The organism is Streptomyces sp. NPDC048002, from assembly GCF_040653275.1.
Classification (GTDB): domain Bacteria; phylum Actinomycetota; class Actinomycetes; order Streptomycetales; family Streptomycetaceae; genus Streptomyces.
This window is the reverse complement of the sequence record NZ_JBEZNL010000002.1, coordinates 593,108-608,389: the sequence shown is the minus strand read 5'-3', so window position 1 is coordinate 608,389 and position 15,282 is coordinate 593,108. Positions and strand designations below refer to the sequence as shown.

The following is a 15,282-nucleotide window of genomic DNA, read 5'->3' as shown; positions in this document are numbered from 1 at the left end:
TCGAGCTGGGGGTGGCCGCAGAGACCAGCGAGAAGCGACTGTTTACTAAAAACACAGGTCCGTGCGAAGCCGTAAGGCGATGTATACGGACTGACGCCTGCCCGGTGCTGGAACGTTAAGGGGACCGGTTAGCTCAGATTCGTCTGGGCGAAGCTGAGAACTTAAGCGCCAGTAAACGGCGGTGGTAACTATAACCATCCTAAGGTAGCGAAATTCCTTGTCGGGTAAGTTCCGACCTGCACGAATGGCGTAACGACTTCTCGACTGTCTCAACCATAGGCCCGGTGAAATTGCACTACGAGTAAAGATGCTCGTTTCGCGCAGCAGGACGGAAAGACCCCGGGACCTTTACTACAGTTTGATATTGGTGTTCGGTTCGGCTTGTGTAGGATAGCTGGGAGACTGTGAAGCTTGAACGCCAGTTCAGGTGGAGTCGTCGTTGAAATACCAGTCTGGTCGTGCTGGATGTCTAACCTGGGTCCGTGATCCGGATCAGGGACAGTGTCTGATGGGTAGTTTAACTGGGGCGGTTGCCTCCTAAAGAGTAACGGAGGCGCCCAAAGGTTCCCTCAGCCTGGTTGGCAATCAGGTGTTGAGTGTAAGTGCACAAGGGAGCTTGACTGTGAGACCGACGGGTCGAGCAGGGACGAAAGTCGGGACTAGTGATCCGGCGGTGGCTTGTGGAAGCGCCGTCGCTCAACGGATAAAAGGTACCCCGGGGATAACAGGCTGATCTTCCCCAAGAGTCCATATCGACGGGATGGTTTGGCACCTCGATGTCGGCTCGTCGCATCCTGGGGCTGGAGTCGGTCCCAAGGGTTGGGCTGTTCGCCCATTAAAGCGGTACGCGAGCTGGGTTTAGAACGTCGTGAGACAGTTCGGTCCCTATCCGCTGTGCGCGTAGGAATATTGAGAAGGGCTGTCCCTAGTACGAGAGGACCGGGACGGACGAACCTCTGGTGTGCCAGTTGTTCTGCCAAGGGCATGGCTGGTTGGCTACGTTCGGGAGGGATAACCGCTGAAAGCATCTAAGCGGGAAGCCTGCTTCGAGATGAGTATTCCCACCTCCTTGAGAGGGTAAGGCTCCCAGTAGACGACTGGGTTGATAGGCCGGATCTGGAAGCCCAGTAATGGGTGGAGGTGACCGGTACTAATAGGCCGAGGGCTTGTCCTCAGTTGCTCGCGTCCACTGTGTTGGTTCTGAAACCACGAACAGCCCCACGTTGCCACAGCGTGGTGCGGCTGAAACAGTTTCATAGTGTTTCGGTGGTCATAGCGTGAGGGAAACGCCCGGTTACATTCCGAACCCGGAAGCTAAGCCTCACAGCGCCGATGGTACTGCAGGGGGGACCCTGTGGGAGAGTAGGACGCCGCCGAACAAATATTGAGAAAACCCCCGGCCGGGGATACCGGTCGGGGGTTTTCTGCGTTTGGGTACCGTTGTGCCTATGAGCTTTGGTAATGGGGAGCGTTACGTCGTCCGGTCGGTGCGGTCCGAGGAATGGCCGGCGGTGAGGGAGTTGAGGCTGGCGGCCCTGCGGGATCCCGCGGCACCGATCGCCTTTCTGGACACGTACGACAGTGCGGCAGCCAAGCCCGACGAGTTCTGGCAGGAGCGGACCGAGGGAGCCGCCGAAGGGGCCACCGGGGCGCAACAGATCGTCGCGGAGGGGCCGGACGGGGCGTGGGTCGGGGCGCTGACCGTGCTGGTGGAAGAGGCCGGCACGACCGACTGGGCGGGGTTCCCGGTCGAGCGGAGGCAGGGGCATCTCGTCGGCGTGTTCATGCGGCCCGAGCACCGCGGGTGCGGGCTGACCGAGCTGCTCTTCGACGAGGCGCTGGAGTGGTCCTGGCGGCAGGGGCTGGAGCGGGTGCGGCTCATCGTGCACGAGGACAACGGACGGGCCCAGGCCTTCTACCGCCGGCTGGGATTCGTACCGAGCGGGGTGACCGTACCGCTGGAAGGGCAACCAGGAGTCCTGGAGCGGGAGTTCGTGTTCGAGAAGGGCTCGGCGGGCTCGGATCGGTAGAACGAGCCCGGTCAGACCGGTAGTTCGTCGTGCGGCCAGCGGGCGCGGGCCTGTTCCCGGGAGCGGAGCAGGGCCAGCGTCGGCAGTCCGCGATCGGCTCCGGCTGCCAGCAGCTGCGGGAGTTGGGGGAGCGGGGCCACCGCGGCGACGTCGTCGAGGACGAGGGCGAGTGGTGGGTCGAGGCGGCCGGAGGATGACCGTTCGGCCATGTGCCGGCCACGCTCGACCACGCTGGAGGCCAGGGCGGTGAGCAGTGGCATCGCGCCCGGGTTTGTTCGGGGATCCTCGATGGATTCACCCACTAGGTAAAGCGTGCCCCCTTCGTTCACGAAGGAATCCAAGGCCAGTGCATCAGTTCGGTTGGGTGTGCAGGCCTCGCGGACGTTCACCGTGAACAGGGCGGACAGGGCCCGGGTCGTCAGTTGCTGGGCCATGTCCCGGCGTTCGGGGTGGGCCGTGAGCGCCGCTTCGAGTTCGCCGGCCGCTCCGGGCGCCGCCTTGGGGCTGGTGCGCAGGATGCGGACGGCGTCCTGGATCTGGGTTCCCTGGGACCAGCGGTGGACGTGGCGGATCGTACGGCCGTCTATGGCGGCGGCGTGCAGAGCGCTGCGCAGGAGCGTTTCGGCGGTGTCGGCCACCGCCTGGTCGATCCTGGCCGTGGGGCGTACGGGAGCCAGCAGGGCGGCCGCTCTTGCTGCCGCCGTGCCTCTGTCCTCGCAGCCCGTCGTCGGCGACCAGTGCAGGCGGGACGGGGTGTCGCAGAGGTGGGTGGGGTCGTAGAGGTGGACCGGGCCGAGTTTGGCGCGGGCGTCCTTGGTCTCCTGCCAGACGGCGGGGTCCGAGGTGATGACGAGAGCGGGGCCGTCTGCGTCGCGCACGGCCTGGACGGCGGTGGCGCGGCGGGTCTCCCCGGAGCCGTAGAGGACCGGGGGGCGGGTGCTCTGCCACACGGACAGGGACACGGGCTCCGGCGCGGTGACAGGGGTGGTGACGGGCGTCGGTGCAGGCGCCGGGGCGGCTGCTGGGAGGGGTGCGGTAGGTACCGGCTCCTCGTGCGCCGGTGGCTGCCAGGTCGCCGGAGTTCTCGGTGTCGGGACCTCGTGCGCGGTCGGCTCCGGGGGTGCCGGAGCCACGGGCGGCTGCTCGCGGCGCCGGGCCCGGACCGCGCGCCAGCGGGCGAGCGTGCCCATCACGAACACGGTCAGCACGATCAGCACCATCAACTGCCCGATGAACAGGCCCCAGAAGAGGCCGTACCCGGAGAGTTCGGCCGCGGGGGTGTCCGGCCAGGCGGCCGGGATGTCGTGCGGCGCCCCGAAGAGGGAGCGCATGGCGAGCGGGGTGCGGGTGAAGGTGACGCCGGCCGGCCAGGAGCCGTGCGAGAACAGGCCCGCCAGGCCGGTCGCCGTCCACACCAGCAGGGTCATGCCGAGGAGGAAGGCGAGCAGGGCGACCAGCAGCCCGTCGGGGATGCCGCCCGGAGTCTCCTGCCGCCGGTCGTCCGCACGCACCGATCCGCCCCCCTATGCCACCGTCGACTCGGAGTCGCCGAGGTGTTGTTCCACGAAGGCCGCAGCCCGTTCCTCCGCCTCCAACTCCGCCGCGAGCAGGGCGTCGTCGGTGAGGTGGTCGCTGGAGGACTCGGTCATCGCCCGGTCGGTGAAGACCAGCGGGCGTTCGGTCTCGGTGATCAGGTGTTTGACCACCTGGACATTGCCGTTGACGTCCCAGACGGCGATGCCGGGGGTGAGCGTGGGGATGATCTCCACGGCCCACCTGGGCAGGCCGAGCACCCGGCCCGTGGCTCTCGCCTCGTCCGCCTTCTGGGCGTAGATCGTCCTGGTCGACGCCATCTTCAGGATCGCCGCGGCCTCCTTCGCCGCCGCTCCGTCCACCACGTCCGACAGATGGTGGACGACCGCCACGAAGGACAGGCCCAGCCGGCGCCCGAACTTCAGCAGCCGCTGGAACAGCTGCGCCACGAAGGGGCTGTTGATGATGTGCCAGGCCTCCTCGACCAGGAAGATGCGCTTCTTCCGGTCGGGGCGGATCCAGGTGTGCTCCAGCCACACGCCGACGATCGCCATCAGGATCGGCATGGCGATGGAGTTGCGGTCGATGTGGGACAGGTCGAAGACGATCAGCGGGGCGTCCAGGTCGATGCCGACCGTGGTCGGGCCGTCGAACATGCCGCGCAGGTCACCGTCGACCAGTCGGTCCAGCACCAGGGCGACGTCGAGGCCCCAGGCCCGTACATCGTCTATGTCGACGTTCATCGCCTCGGCCGACTCCGGTTCGGGGTGGCGCAGTTGCTCGACGATGTCGGTGAGGACCGGCTGGCGTTCGACGATGGTCTCGTTGACGTAGGCGTGCGCGACCTTGAGCGCGAAGCCGGAGCGTTCGTCGAGGCCGTGGCCCAGGGCGACCTCGATGATGGTGCGCAGCAGCGCGAGCTGCCCGGTGGTGGTGATCGCCGGGTCCAGGGGGTTGAGCCGGATGCCGTGGTCCAGGGCGGCCATCGGGTCCAGCCGGATGGGAGTTATCCCCAACTCCTGCGCGATGAGGTTCCATTCGCCGACGCCGTCCTCGCCCTGCGCGTCCAGCACGACGACCTGGCGGTCGCGGAAGCGCAGTTGGCGCAGGACGTACGTCTTCTCCAGCGCCGACTTGCCGTTGCCGGACTCGCCGAGCACGAGCCAGTGCGGGGCGGGCAGTTGCTGGCCGTACAGCTGGAAGGGGTCGTAGATGTAGCCCTTGCCGGAGTAGACCTCGCGGCCGATGATGACGCCCGAGTCGCCGAGGCCGGGTGCGGCCGTCGGCAGGTAGACCGCCTGGGCCTGGCCCGTGGAGGTGCGCACGGGCAGCCGGGTCGTCTCGACCTTGCCGAAGAGGAACGAGGTGAAGGCGTCGGTGAGGATGGACATCGGATCCCGCATGCGGCGGCCCTACCTTCGAATGCCGGTGGCGAACGGGAGCGTGTTCACGAAGGCGCGATGGTGCTCGCGGTCGCACCACTCCAGCTTCAGGTACGACTTGCCGGCCGAGGCCCGGATGGTCCGCTTGTCGCGGGCCAGGGCCTCGGGGGAGCGGGAGGAGACGGTGATCCAGCCGACCAGGTTCACTCCGGCCGCGCCGCTCGCGAGGTCCTCGCCGCGCTGGTCGAGGCGGTTGTGGGCGGCGATGTCGCGGGGGTCGACGGTGCGGTTCATCTTGGCGGCGCGGGACGCCTCCGCCTCGTCGTTGGTCTTCTCCGTCAGCATGCGTTCGATGGCGATCTCGGTGGGTTCGAGGTCCATCGTGACGGCGACCGTGCGGATGACGTCGGGGGTGTGGACGAGCAGTGGGGCGAGGAAGTTGACGCCGACGGGGGTCATCGGCCACTCCTTCACCCAGGCCGTGGCGTGGCACCAGGGGGCGCGGGTGGAGGACTCGCGGGTCTTGGCCTGGAGGTAGTTGGGCTCCATCGCGTCGAGCTCGGCCGGCCAGGCGTTGCGCTTCGTCATCGCCTGGATGTGGTCGATCGGGTGGTCCGGGTCGTACATGGAGTGGATCAGCGAGGCGAGCCGGCCCTGTCCGAGCGGCTGCCGGACGCGGATGTCGGCCTCCTGGAGGCGGGAGCAGATGTCGGTCAGCTCACGGGCCATGACGACCGCGAGACCGGCGTCCTTGTCGACCTTCCGGCCCTGCTGCGGGCGTGCGGCGCGGGCCATCGCGTGGGCCTCGGCGGCCAGTTCGCGCGTGTAGTGCATGCACGCGACGAGGTAGGCGCGGTGCTGCTCGCTGCTGGTGGACACCATCGACTGGAGCTGGTCGTACGACTGCTGGAGCCAGGGCAGCGCCTTCTCGTCCCCGCGTACGGCGACGTCCTTGGCGTGGGCGTCCGGGTCGGCGGGGAGGGTGCGGGCGAGCATCTGGATCCGGGTGACGAAGCCGTCGCCGTTGGCCACGTGCTTGAGGAGCGTGCCGAAGCGGTCGACGAGCGCTTCCTGGTCCTCGGAGTCGCGCAGGCCGACGCCCGGGCCCTCGATCTCGATGGCCGCGGTGACGGTCCTGCGGTCCGCGTGCAGCAGTACGGCGATCTCGTCGGGGCCGAACGGTGCGGCGAGCCAGGTGATCCGGCCGATGCCCGGGGGCGGGCCGACCTCGATCTCCCGCCCGTCGATCCGGGTGCCCGCCTCCATGGCGGAGGACCGGTAGACGGTGCCCTGGCGCACGGTCCGCTTGAAGCTGCGGTTGATCTCGAACCACTTGTAGAACGTCCGGCGCTTGTACGGCACGTAGACCGCGGCGAGCGCCACCATGGGGAATCCCATGAGCAGCACGATGCGCAGGGAGAGGACGGGGACGAGGAGCCCGCACATCATGCCGAGGAACGCGCCCGCGATGATGAGCGCGATCTCGCCGGTCTCGCGGTTGCGGCCGACGATGGCGTTCGGCCGGGCGCGGCCGATCAGATACGTACGGCGGGGCGTGACCGCATGGGACACGTGGGACTCGGTCGTCAACGCCCTTCACCTCCCGTGCGGTTGGTACTGCTGTTGCGGGTGTTGCTGGCGTGGGGCGTGTTCACCGGTGACCCGGACCGGGGCACGGGTGCGGCGGAGGGGACAGATCCGCCGCCTCCGTTCGCGGTGCGCGAGCTGTGCGCGGCGACTCCGCCGGCCGCCTGGTTGGCGGGGCGGGGGCCGCCCCCGGACTGGCCGCCGTTGTGGTCGGCGCGGGCGCTGTGGGTCTTGATGCCCTGGGCGACGAGGGTCGCGGGGGAGCTGATGACGGCGGCGGCCTTTCCTTCGGCGCCCTGCATGATGCGGTTGTTGCGGGAGCCGGCGAGTTCGTCGCCGAAGCCCGGGACGAAGCGGTAGATCATCGCCGAGGCGAAGATGGCGAGCAGGATGATGGCGAGGCCGGAGACGACGGCGGAGAAGGCGTCCGGGCCCTCGTCGGTGGAGAGCGCGCCGGCGAGCCCGAGGACGATGACGATGACGGGCTTGACCAGGATCACCGCGATCATGATGCCCGCCCAGCGGCGGACGTGTCCCCACAGGTTCTTGTCGACCAGGCCCGCGTAGACGACGGTGCCGAGGAGGGCGCCGACGTAGAGCAGGGCGGCGCGGATGACCAGCTCCAGCCAGAGGACTCCGGCGGCGAGGATGCTCACCAGGGAGACCACGATCAGCATGATCGGTCCGCCGCCGATGTCCTCGCCCTTGTCCAGGGCGCCGGAGAAGGTGCCGAAGAAGGTGTCCGTCTGGTCGCCGGTGGTCTTCGCGAGGACCTCGGAGACGCCGTCGGTGGCCGAGACGACCGTGTAGAGGATGAGCGGCGTGAAGGCGGACGCGAGCACGGTCAGCCAGAGGAAGCCGATCGCTTCGCTGATGGCGGTGGTCAGGGGTACGCCCCGGACGGCCCGCTTGGCCACGGCCAGCAGCCACAGCAGGAGGGTGAGGATGGTCGACGCCGCGAAGACGACCGCGTACTGCTGGAGGAACTTGGGGTTCGTGAAGTCGACGTTCGCGGTGTCCTTCACGGCCTCGCTGAGCTTGTCGACAGTCCACGCGGCGGCATCGGCACAGCCCTTGGCCAGGGAGGAGAGGGGGTCGAGGGCGGAGGTGGGGTCGAGGGTGGCCGGGGGGCCACTCCCGCCACCCGAGTCGCTTTCGCAGATCTCCCTCGCCTGCCCCGAGAGCAGGTCGCAGTTGTTCGTGGTGGGGGAAGGGCTGGGCGTGGGTGCGGCTGTGGCGCGCGCAGCCAGCGTGACGGCCGTGAGCTGGACCGTCGCGACTGAAGCGGCGACCTTGAACGCGAAGCGCGGACTACCGGGCATAGGTGAGGCCTCCGTACTCCTTGACCGCTTCGGCCATCTTGTCGGCGCTGGACGCCTTGTCGTCGCCGGGGACGGGGGCCGGTCCGTCCTTCTGCGAGAAGCTGTGCACCTTCCAGTCGCCGTCCAGCCAGCGCAGCTGGAAAGTCATGGTGAACCAGTCGCTGGTGACCGGAGTCGTCGAGCGGTCTCCAGCGGTGCCGAAGACTCCCGTGCACCAGACATCCACGGTTGCGGCTGTATCCGAGAAGGACGGCACCTTGGTGCCGATCGGAGTGGTTCTGGAGACGTAGGTGTTGCCGTTCGTGGCCCTGCCGTTCTCATCGAGGCCGAGACTGGTCAGGAACTCCTTGGAGTAGGAGGCGTCGAACCTGGCCTCCAGCTCTGACTGTTTGTCGGCAACGAAGACGTCTCGCACGATGTCAGCGCGCTGGACCGGGTCGAGCATCTCCGCCGAGACCAGCGTCACCGCATAGTTCGCCGCCGCGCTCTGTGCCCCCTGCTCATCCCGGGCGAAGCCCGAGGTGACCGGGCGTTCGCCGGTGGCTGCCGTGGGGGCCGCCTTCGGCTTGTCCGTGTCCGTGTCGCCGGCTGCGGAATCGTCTCCTCCACGGTTCGCGAAGGCGATCGCCGCGATGAGGAGGACGACCACGCCGACCACCGTGACCAGGCTCCGGGACGAGGAGCGCCCACCTCTGCGCGCACCCCCGTACACATCGCCGTCGCTCTCGGGCAGCCGTGTCCGGGTCTGCCCCGAACCGCCGTAGCCGCTGGAGCTGTCCCGCTCGTCGCCGAAGCTCATACCGCGTACGCCCCCTCACCGTCGTGGCCCTGCTCGTACGACGGTAGCCGTGCTGGTTCCCGCGTGGGCGCGGTGTGGTGACTCGACATCAGGGAGACGCAACCTCAGCCGGTGGGCACGACGGGGTGGGTGGGAGACGGGGACGGGAGCCGTGGGAGTGGCTAGACGGCCATGCCGTACACGATCGTGAAGAGCGTGCCGAGTGATCCGATGATGAAGACACCGGTCAGGCCCGCGATGATGAGGCCCTTGCCCTGTTCCGCGCTGAAGGTGTCACGGAGGGCGGTGGCGCCGATGCGCTGCTTGGCGGCGCCCCAGATGGCGATCCCGAGGCAGAGGAGGATGGCGACCGCCATCACGACCTCGATCATCACCTTGGCCTCGTTGCCCAGGCTGCCGAAGGGGCCCCAGTCCGGAGCGATCCCGCCAATGATGGTGTTGATGTCTCCCTCGTCGGCCGCAAAGAGCATGTAAGTCACCGCCCCTGTTGGGTAGTTCCACTTCCTCTGTCGTAGCGCAGAGGTCAGGCCTCATTGTCGCCGACAATCACGCCGTCGTATGTCGACTTGACGTCATTGATTGGCGGGTTTCGTACGAATAGCTGGTCGCCGTCCCGTGCCGGACCCTGACGGGCGGCGCGGGGCGGTATACGAGGGATCGTATGGTCACTCTGTGTATCACGGCTGGTCACACCGGGCAACGAAGCTGGAGCGGAACCTGTCGTGTGGTTCCGTCGTTAGCCTTCCTTGCCCCTTGTGCGGTCGTGCGGAAGGTTTCTGACGGCCGGTCGGGTGACGGGTCGCGTCGATGTTCCCCGGGTGAAGGCTACCTTCCGCTCCTCAGCGGGGCTTGAGGCCGTGCAGCAGGTTGTGGACCAGGTCACCGATGCTCTCCAGGGCCGCCTCGGGCGGGATCATGCCGCCGGCCGTGAACGAGGCGAGGCCGTGCAGGCTCGCGCCCGTGGTGAGGGTGAGGTGGGCGGGGTCGCCCGCGATGATCTCGCCGCGCCCCTGCGCGTCCTCCAGGACCCGCTCCAGGGCGCCGATCGTGCGGTCGATCGCCGAGGCCATCTGCTCGTGGGCGTCCGGGTCGTGCTTGCGGGCGTACATCAGCTCCAGCAGTTCGCCGTTGTCCAGGGCGAAGCGGAGGTAGGCGCGGGCCAGCGCGGTCAGCCGGGGTTCGAGGGGGAGGCCGGGGTCGTCGGCGGCATGGAGGGTCTGCGCCAGGCGGTCGTAGCCGGCCAGGGCGAGTGCGTTGAGCAGGGCCTGCTTGTCCTTGAAGTGGCGGCCGGGCGCGGCGTGGCTGACGCCTGCCTCGCGGGCCAGTTCGCGCAGGGAGAGTGCGGTGGCGCCCTTCGTCCGCAGGGTGCGTTCGGCTCCGGCGAGGAGGGTGGAGCGCAGGTCTCCGTGGTGGTAGGGGCGGCTCTCGGGCATGCGCACATCGTAGCCCTGTGTTGTCACTGTCAGCATTGTTGTCGTTGACAGCATTGTTGTCGACGCCTACATTCGAACCATGACCGAGACACGGAAGTGGAACGAGACCGACCTGCCCGATCTGCACGGCCGTACGGCCGTCGTGACCGGCGCGAACAGCGGCATCGGGCTCACCGCGGCCCGTGCGCTGGCCGGGGCGGGCGCGCACGTCGTCCTAGCGGTAAGGGACACGGAGCGGGGCCGGACCGCCGCGGCCGGCGTCGACGGCAGCACCGAGGTGCGGCGGCTGGACCTCGCCGACCTGGCCTCGGTGCGGGAGTTCGCCGCGGCCTGGGACGGACCGCTGGACCTGCTGATCAACAACGCGGGCGTGATGATGATCCCGCCGCAGCGGACCAGGGACGGCTTCGAGATGCAGTTCGGCACCAACCACCTCGGCCACTTCGCCCTGACGAACCTGCTGCTGCCGCACCTCACCGGCCGCGTCGTCACCGTCTCCTCGGCCGCGCACCGCTGGGGCGACGGCACGATCCACTTCGACGACCTGAACCGGGACGCGCACTACCACCCGCGGCACGCCTACGGGCAGTCCAAACTGGCGAACCTGTTGTTCACGCTGGAACTCCAGCGCAGGCTCACGGAGTCCGGCTCCCGGGTGCGCGCACTCGCGGCCCACCCCGGGTACTCGGCCACCAACCTCCAGAGCCACGCCGCGAGCCGGGTGGAACGCGTCGGCATGCGGATCTCCAACCGCTTCGTCGCGCAGAGCGACCGCGCGGGTTGCCTGCCCACCCTGTACGCCGCCACTCAGGACCTGCCGGGCGCCAGTTACGTCGGGCCCGACGGCATCGGGGAGTGGCGTGGCGCGCCGACGCTGGTGGGCCGCTCCCGCACGGCCAGCGATCCGGTGACGGCCCGACGACTGTGGACGGTGTCCGAGGAACTCACCGGGGTGACGTACCCGTTGGAGGTTCAGGTGGCCTGAGGCCCACGGGTCTCAGGACGGCAGTGAGTCGCGCAGAGCTTGTGCCGTCGTGGTCGGGTCGTAGTTCGTCGGTACGCCCTCGATCAGGATGATGTCGCCCTCGATGTGGCGGGAGCGCAAGGGGGCGATCTCCTGGTAGGCGGGGGAGTTCCACCAGCGGCGGGCGTCCTCGATGCCGGGGAAGGCGATCATCACCACGTTCCCGGGCCAGTCGCCCTCCACCGTCTCGTGCTCCCGGCCGTGAACCAGGAACCGGCCGCTGTACGGCTCGAAGGTGGCGGTGATGCGCTCGATGTACTCGGCGACCTCCGGGTGCGGGGTGACCTTGCGGAGATGGGCGATGGCGTAGGCCGTCATGACGGGACCGTCCTTCCGGTCGGCTCGAGTGGGTTCCTCACGTGTTCGATCGTGGCAGTGGGGGCGGGCCGGGGTCGATGACCTCTCAGGTCATGGAGTGGGTCCCCTTCGGGCCGCCGACGGGTGGGCGACGGGTGGCCGATGGCCGGCCGACGGGTGGCCAATTTCCGAGGTGCCGTCACAACAGTCCCGGTTGCACCGGAATCCATGGGGGAAGCTCCTAGACTGGCGCGGGCGGACTCCCGGTGGGCGAGGGGCGGTTGACGGTGCGTAAGGCATGGATCGTGGCGGGTGCCGCTGTCGCGGCGGGGCTCAGCTTCGTGATGCTGCTCGTCGTCGGGGTGTACCTCGTCGCCGGGAACCTGGCGGGCGGCATCGGCGGCGGGGCCAAGGCGCTGGCCAAGGGGGCCGTGCCCGCCGCGTACCAGTCGCTCGTGCAGAAGTGGGGCAACCTCTGCCCCGCCATCAACCCCGCCCTGCTCGCCGCGCAGCTCTACCAGGAGAGCGGCTTCAACCCCAAGGCGCAGAGTCCGGCGGCCGCGCAGGGGATAGCGCAGTTCATCCCCGGCACCTGGGCCACCCACGGCATCGACGGGGACGGCGACGGCGACCGGGACGTGTGGGACCCCCAGGACGCCATCCCGTCGGCCGCGTCCTACGACTGCGAACTCGCCTCCTACGTCAAGGACGTGCCGGGCGACGCGACCAAGAACATGCTCGCCGCCTACAACGCCGGCGCGTACGCGGTCATCAAGTACGGAGGCGTGCCGCCGTACCGGGAGACCCAGAACTACGTGAAGACGATCACCACGCTGGAGGCGAGCTTCGCCGCGCCCGTCGGGCGGGTCGACCCCTCCGAGCAGGCCGCCGGGGCGATCTCCTACGCGCAGAAGAAGCTCGGCACGCTCTATCTGTGGGGCGGCGACGGCACCCCCGAGGACGGCGGGCGGTTCGACTGCTCCGGGCTGACCAAGGCCGCGTACGAGAGTGTCGGGATCACGCTGCCCCGGGTGGCCAACGACCAGTACAACGCCGGACCTCATCCGGCCAGGGACGAACTGCTCCCGGGGGACCTGGTGTTCTTCTCCGACGACCTCACCAACTCCCGGGCGATCCGCCATGTCGGGATTTACGTCGGCGGCGGATACATGATCGACGCCCCGAGAACGGGTGCTGTGATCCGGTTCGACCCGATCGACACCCCCGACTACTTCGGCGCCACCCGAGTGACCGAGGATGGCGCGAAAGCGCTCCCCACCGATGTCTGAACAGAGCGTGAGCCCACCCCCTGAGCTGCGACGATGTATCTCTCTTCGATAACGTCTGCGTGATCATTCCGTGGAGTGTGGAACGTATCAACGGGGGCCGTGCGTTCCTGTTGACGTAGCCGAACGCGGTTCCATGACCACGGGGTGGCACAGCGGCGCGCGCAACGGGCGTGCCGGAGAGACGACGAAGGGGCCTCAGCATCATGGCTGGACTCGCCGCATCCGGGTCGAACCCCGACGTCGAGCTGCTGTACGACATCAATGGCCTGGCCAAGGACGCCCCGCCGTGGTTCGACCGGGTCATGGAGTACGTCGGGGAGTACGGCCTGCTCCTCGCCGTCGTGCTGCTCGTGCTGTGGTGCTGGTGGTCGGTGCGCAGGCGCGGTGGTGAGGACGCCGCCTCCTCCGTCGCCGCGCTGGTGTGGGCGCCGCTCGCCGCCGCGGTCGCGGTCCTGGTGAACGTGCCGATACGGGGCTTCGTGGAGCGCCCCCGGCCCTTCCTCGACCATCAGGGTCTTGAGGTCCTGGTCTCCGGGAAGACCGACTTCTCCTTCGTGAGCGACCACGCGACGATCACCATGGCCATGGGCGTCGGACTCTTCGTCGCCAACCGGAAGTTCGGGCTCTTCGGCATCGCCCTCGGCCTCCTCGAAGGCTTCTGCCGGGTCTACATGGGCGTGCACTACCCGACCGACGTCATCGGCGGCTTCGCGCTCGGCACGGCGGTGACCCTGCTGCTCTCCCCGGTCGCCGTGGCCCTGCTCACCCCGCTGATGAAGGCCATCGAGCGCTCCCCGCGCGCCGGTTGGCTGATCCGCTCCCGCAAGGCGCCGACGGAGGGCGGCGGGAGTGCTCTGGTGCCGGGTGGCCGGGCGGAGAGCGCCGGGGCCGAGGAACGGGATCTGGCCGCCTGAGGGCGACTGCCGCGCAGGGCGGCCGGGGCGCAGGGCGGCCGGGGCGGTTCACAGTGACTGGGGGTAGGTGAAGAACCCCTCCGGGTCGTACCGCTTCCTCAGCCGGGCCAGCCGCGGGGCCGCGTCCCCGTAGTACGCCTTGCGCCAGTCCTTGAGGTCCGGGTCCGTGTAGTTCTGGTAGGCCGCTCCCGAGGCGTACGGCCGCATCGCGGCGTGCGCGCCGGCCAGCCAGGAACGGGCCGTCGCGCCGTCGGTACCGGCCCGCCAGGCGGCGATGTACTGGGCCAGCATCCGTGAGCGGCGGTGGACGAACGCCGTCGCCGTGGGGTCGACGCGGTTGACCGCGCCGCCGAGGGCGGTCAGGGCGATGCTGCCGGTGCCGCCGCGGACCGATTTGATCCCCGTCAGCAGGGCCTGGATGCCCGCCGGGGAGAGGGAGCGGTCGAAGAAGTCCGACTTCGCGGCGTACGTCTCCCGCCGCAGGGCGCCCTCCGGGGAGCGGCCCGGGGTGGCGCCGGGGAGATGGCACTGCGCGTCGGTGGTGAACGCGGAACAGCCGGCGTACAGCTCCATCGACTCCTCGTAGGAGCGGCGGCGCAGGGCGACGCTGGTGGCGGAGGCGCCGATGCGGTCGGCCAGGCGGTCCACGGCGTTCTGGAGTTCGCCGTAGGTGCCGAGGGAGAAGGCGGCGACCGAGACCGTCGGGGTGCCGCCGGCCGCGTTCCCCACGTGGCAGGACGACCAGATCTCGTCGGGCTGGGACGGGCCCCACTCCTGCCAGGCCCGCAGCACGGCCGCCGCCCTCGACCAGGGCCAGGACAGGTACGCCGTGACGGCCTGCGGGGCGGGGTGGGTCCTGAAGCGCAGTTCGGTGACGACGCCGAAGTTGCCGTTGCCCGCGCCGCGCAGGGCCCAGAAGAGGTCCTTGTGGGTGGAGGCGTCGGCGGTGAGCTGCTTGCCGTCGGCGGTGACCACGGTGGCGCCGGTGAGGCTGTCGCAGGTCAGGCCGTACGCCCGGGAGACGACTCCGTGGCCGCCGCCGAGGGTGAGGCCGGAGACACCGACGGTGGGGCAGGAGCCGGCGGGGACGGTGGCGCCCTTCGCGGCGAGGGCGCGGTAGACGTCGATGAGTTTGGCGCCGGCGCCGACGGTCGCGGTGCCGTTGGCCGTGCGGACGCGGTTGAGCTTGGAGACGTCGATGATCAGGCGGCCGTTGCCGGAGGACCAGCCGGCGTAGGAGTGGCCGCCGTTGCGGATCGCGACGTGGAGGTGGTGGGCGTGGGCGTAGGAGAGGGCGGTGCGGATGTCGGCGGTGTGGGCGACGTAGGCGACGGCTGCGGGCTTCAGGGTGTCGAAGCGGGTGTTGTAGAGCTGGTGGGCGGCCGGCCAGGTGGTGTCGCCGGGGCGGATCAGGGGGCCTTCGAGGTGGTGGGCGAGGGCGGACCAGGTGGGGGGTGGTGATGCGGTGGGGGTGGTGGGGGCGGTGGTGCGCTTGTCCTTGCCGGTGGCTGTGGCTGTGGCTGTGGCTGTGGCGGTGCCTGTGCCTGTGCAGGCGGTGGTGGCTGTTGCCGCGAGGGCTGCCGTGCCGACGGCGATGAAGGTGCGCCGTTCCATGTCGCCTCCCCTGGGTTCCATGGAACGAGACGGGGGTGTGGGGGTGGGGGTTCCGTGC

At 69.1% G+C, this 15,282-nt stretch carries 13 protein-coding genes and 2 rRNA genes (1 of these 15 running past the window's edge); 6 read left to right on the top strand and 9 right to left on the bottom strand.

All coding sequences use genetic code 11. From position 1 onward, the window contains the following. The 3 genes from AB0E07_RS05770 to AB0E07_RS05760 all read left to right on the top strand — a co-directional run. A 23S ribosomal RNA gene (locus AB0E07_RS05770) occupies positions 1-1,174 on the top strand; it begins 1,368 nt to the left of the window's first position. Positions 1,175-1,262: 88 nt separating this feature from the next. Continuing rightward, positions 1,263-1,379, top strand: a 5S ribosomal RNA gene (rrf, locus tag AB0E07_RS05765). A 69-nt stretch (positions 1,380-1,448) separates the two neighbouring features. Continuing rightward, a complete protein-coding gene (locus AB0E07_RS05760) occupies positions 1,449-2,030 on the top strand; it encodes a GNAT family N-acetyltransferase (protein WP_362246784.1) in 582 nt (193 codons plus the stop codon). Positions 2,031-2,041: 11 nt separating this feature from the next. Here AB0E07_RS05760 and AB0E07_RS05755 read toward each other — a convergent pair whose 3' ends face one another. The 7 genes from AB0E07_RS05755 to AB0E07_RS05725 form a co-directional block, all read right to left on the bottom strand. Next, positions 2,042-3,541, bottom strand: coding sequence for a type IV secretory system conjugative DNA transfer family protein (locus AB0E07_RS05755; RefSeq protein ID WP_362246782.1), 1,500 nt, complete (start codon positions 3,539-3,541; stop codon positions 2,042-2,044). A 12-nt stretch (positions 3,542-3,553) separates the two neighbouring features. Continuing rightward, positions 3,554-4,966 carry an ATP-binding protein gene (locus AB0E07_RS05750; protein WP_362246780.1) on the bottom strand — a complete coding sequence of 471 codons (1,413 nt, stop codon included), beginning with the start codon at positions 4,964-4,966 and terminating at the stop codon, positions 3,554-3,556. 9 nt (positions 4,967-4,975) lie between these two features. Next, complete coding sequence (locus AB0E07_RS05745) at positions 4,976-6,535, bottom strand: SCO6880 family protein (RefSeq protein ID WP_362246778.1); 1,560 nt, start codon at positions 6,533-6,535, stop codon at positions 4,976-4,978. Then, positions 6,532-7,854, bottom strand: coding sequence for a hypothetical protein (locus AB0E07_RS05740; RefSeq protein WP_362246776.1), 1,323 nt, complete (start codon positions 7,852-7,854; stop codon positions 6,532-6,534). The genes AB0E07_RS05745 and AB0E07_RS05740 overlap by 4 nt, the downstream gene beginning before the upstream one ends. Beyond that, positions 7,844-8,653 (bottom strand): hypothetical protein, encoded by an 810-nt coding sequence (locus AB0E07_RS05735; protein ID WP_362246774.1) that lies wholly within the window; start codon positions 8,651-8,653, stop codon positions 7,844-7,846. Before AB0E07_RS05735 ends, AB0E07_RS05740 begins: the two co-directional genes overlap by 11 nt. Before the next feature lie 161 nt (positions 8,654-8,814). Beyond that, positions 8,815-9,123, bottom strand: coding sequence for a hypothetical protein (locus AB0E07_RS05730; protein WP_019526682.1), 309 nt, complete (start codon positions 9,121-9,123; stop codon positions 8,815-8,817). A gap of 369 nt (positions 9,124-9,492) precedes the next feature. Then, positions 9,493-10,086, bottom strand: a complete 594-nt coding sequence (locus AB0E07_RS05725; protein WP_362246772.1) for a TetR/AcrR family transcriptional regulator — start codon at positions 10,084-10,086, stop codon at positions 9,493-9,495. A gap of 79 nt (positions 10,087-10,165) precedes the next feature. On the opposite strand from AB0E07_RS05725, the gene AB0E07_RS05720 reads away from it, so the two are divergent. After that, positions 10,166-11,071: an oxidoreductase gene (locus tag AB0E07_RS05720; protein WP_362246770.1), complete on the top strand. Its 906-nt coding sequence runs from the start codon at positions 10,166-10,168 to the stop codon at positions 11,069-11,071. A 12-nt stretch (positions 11,072-11,083) separates the two neighbouring features. Here AB0E07_RS05720 and AB0E07_RS05715 read toward each other — a convergent pair whose 3' ends face one another. Then, positions 11,084-11,428, bottom strand: a complete 345-nt coding sequence (locus AB0E07_RS05715; RefSeq protein WP_362246768.1) for a DUF1330 domain-containing protein — start codon at positions 11,426-11,428, stop codon at positions 11,084-11,086. Between the two features lie 245 nt (positions 11,429-11,673). Between AB0E07_RS05715 and AB0E07_RS05710 the strand changes: the two genes are divergently transcribed. Further along, the gene (locus tag AB0E07_RS05710; RefSeq protein ID WP_362246766.1) at positions 11,674-12,696 is read left to right on the top strand and encodes a bifunctional lytic transglycosylase/C40 family peptidase; all 1,023 of its coding nucleotides are present in this window, start codon (positions 11,674-11,676) and stop codon (positions 12,694-12,696) included. 203 nt (positions 12,697-12,899) lie between these two features. Further along, complete coding sequence (locus AB0E07_RS05705) at positions 12,900-13,610, top strand: phosphatase PAP2 family protein (RefSeq protein WP_362246764.1); 711 nt, start codon at positions 12,900-12,902, stop codon at positions 13,608-13,610. Between the two features lie 48 nt (positions 13,611-13,658). Here AB0E07_RS05705 and AB0E07_RS05700 read toward each other — a convergent pair whose 3' ends face one another. Then, positions 13,659-15,224 (bottom strand): FAD-binding oxidoreductase, encoded by a 1,566-nt coding sequence (locus tag AB0E07_RS05700; RefSeq protein ID WP_362246762.1) that lies wholly within the window; start codon positions 15,222-15,224, stop codon positions 13,659-13,661. Positions 15,225-15,282: the final 58 nt, after the last annotated feature.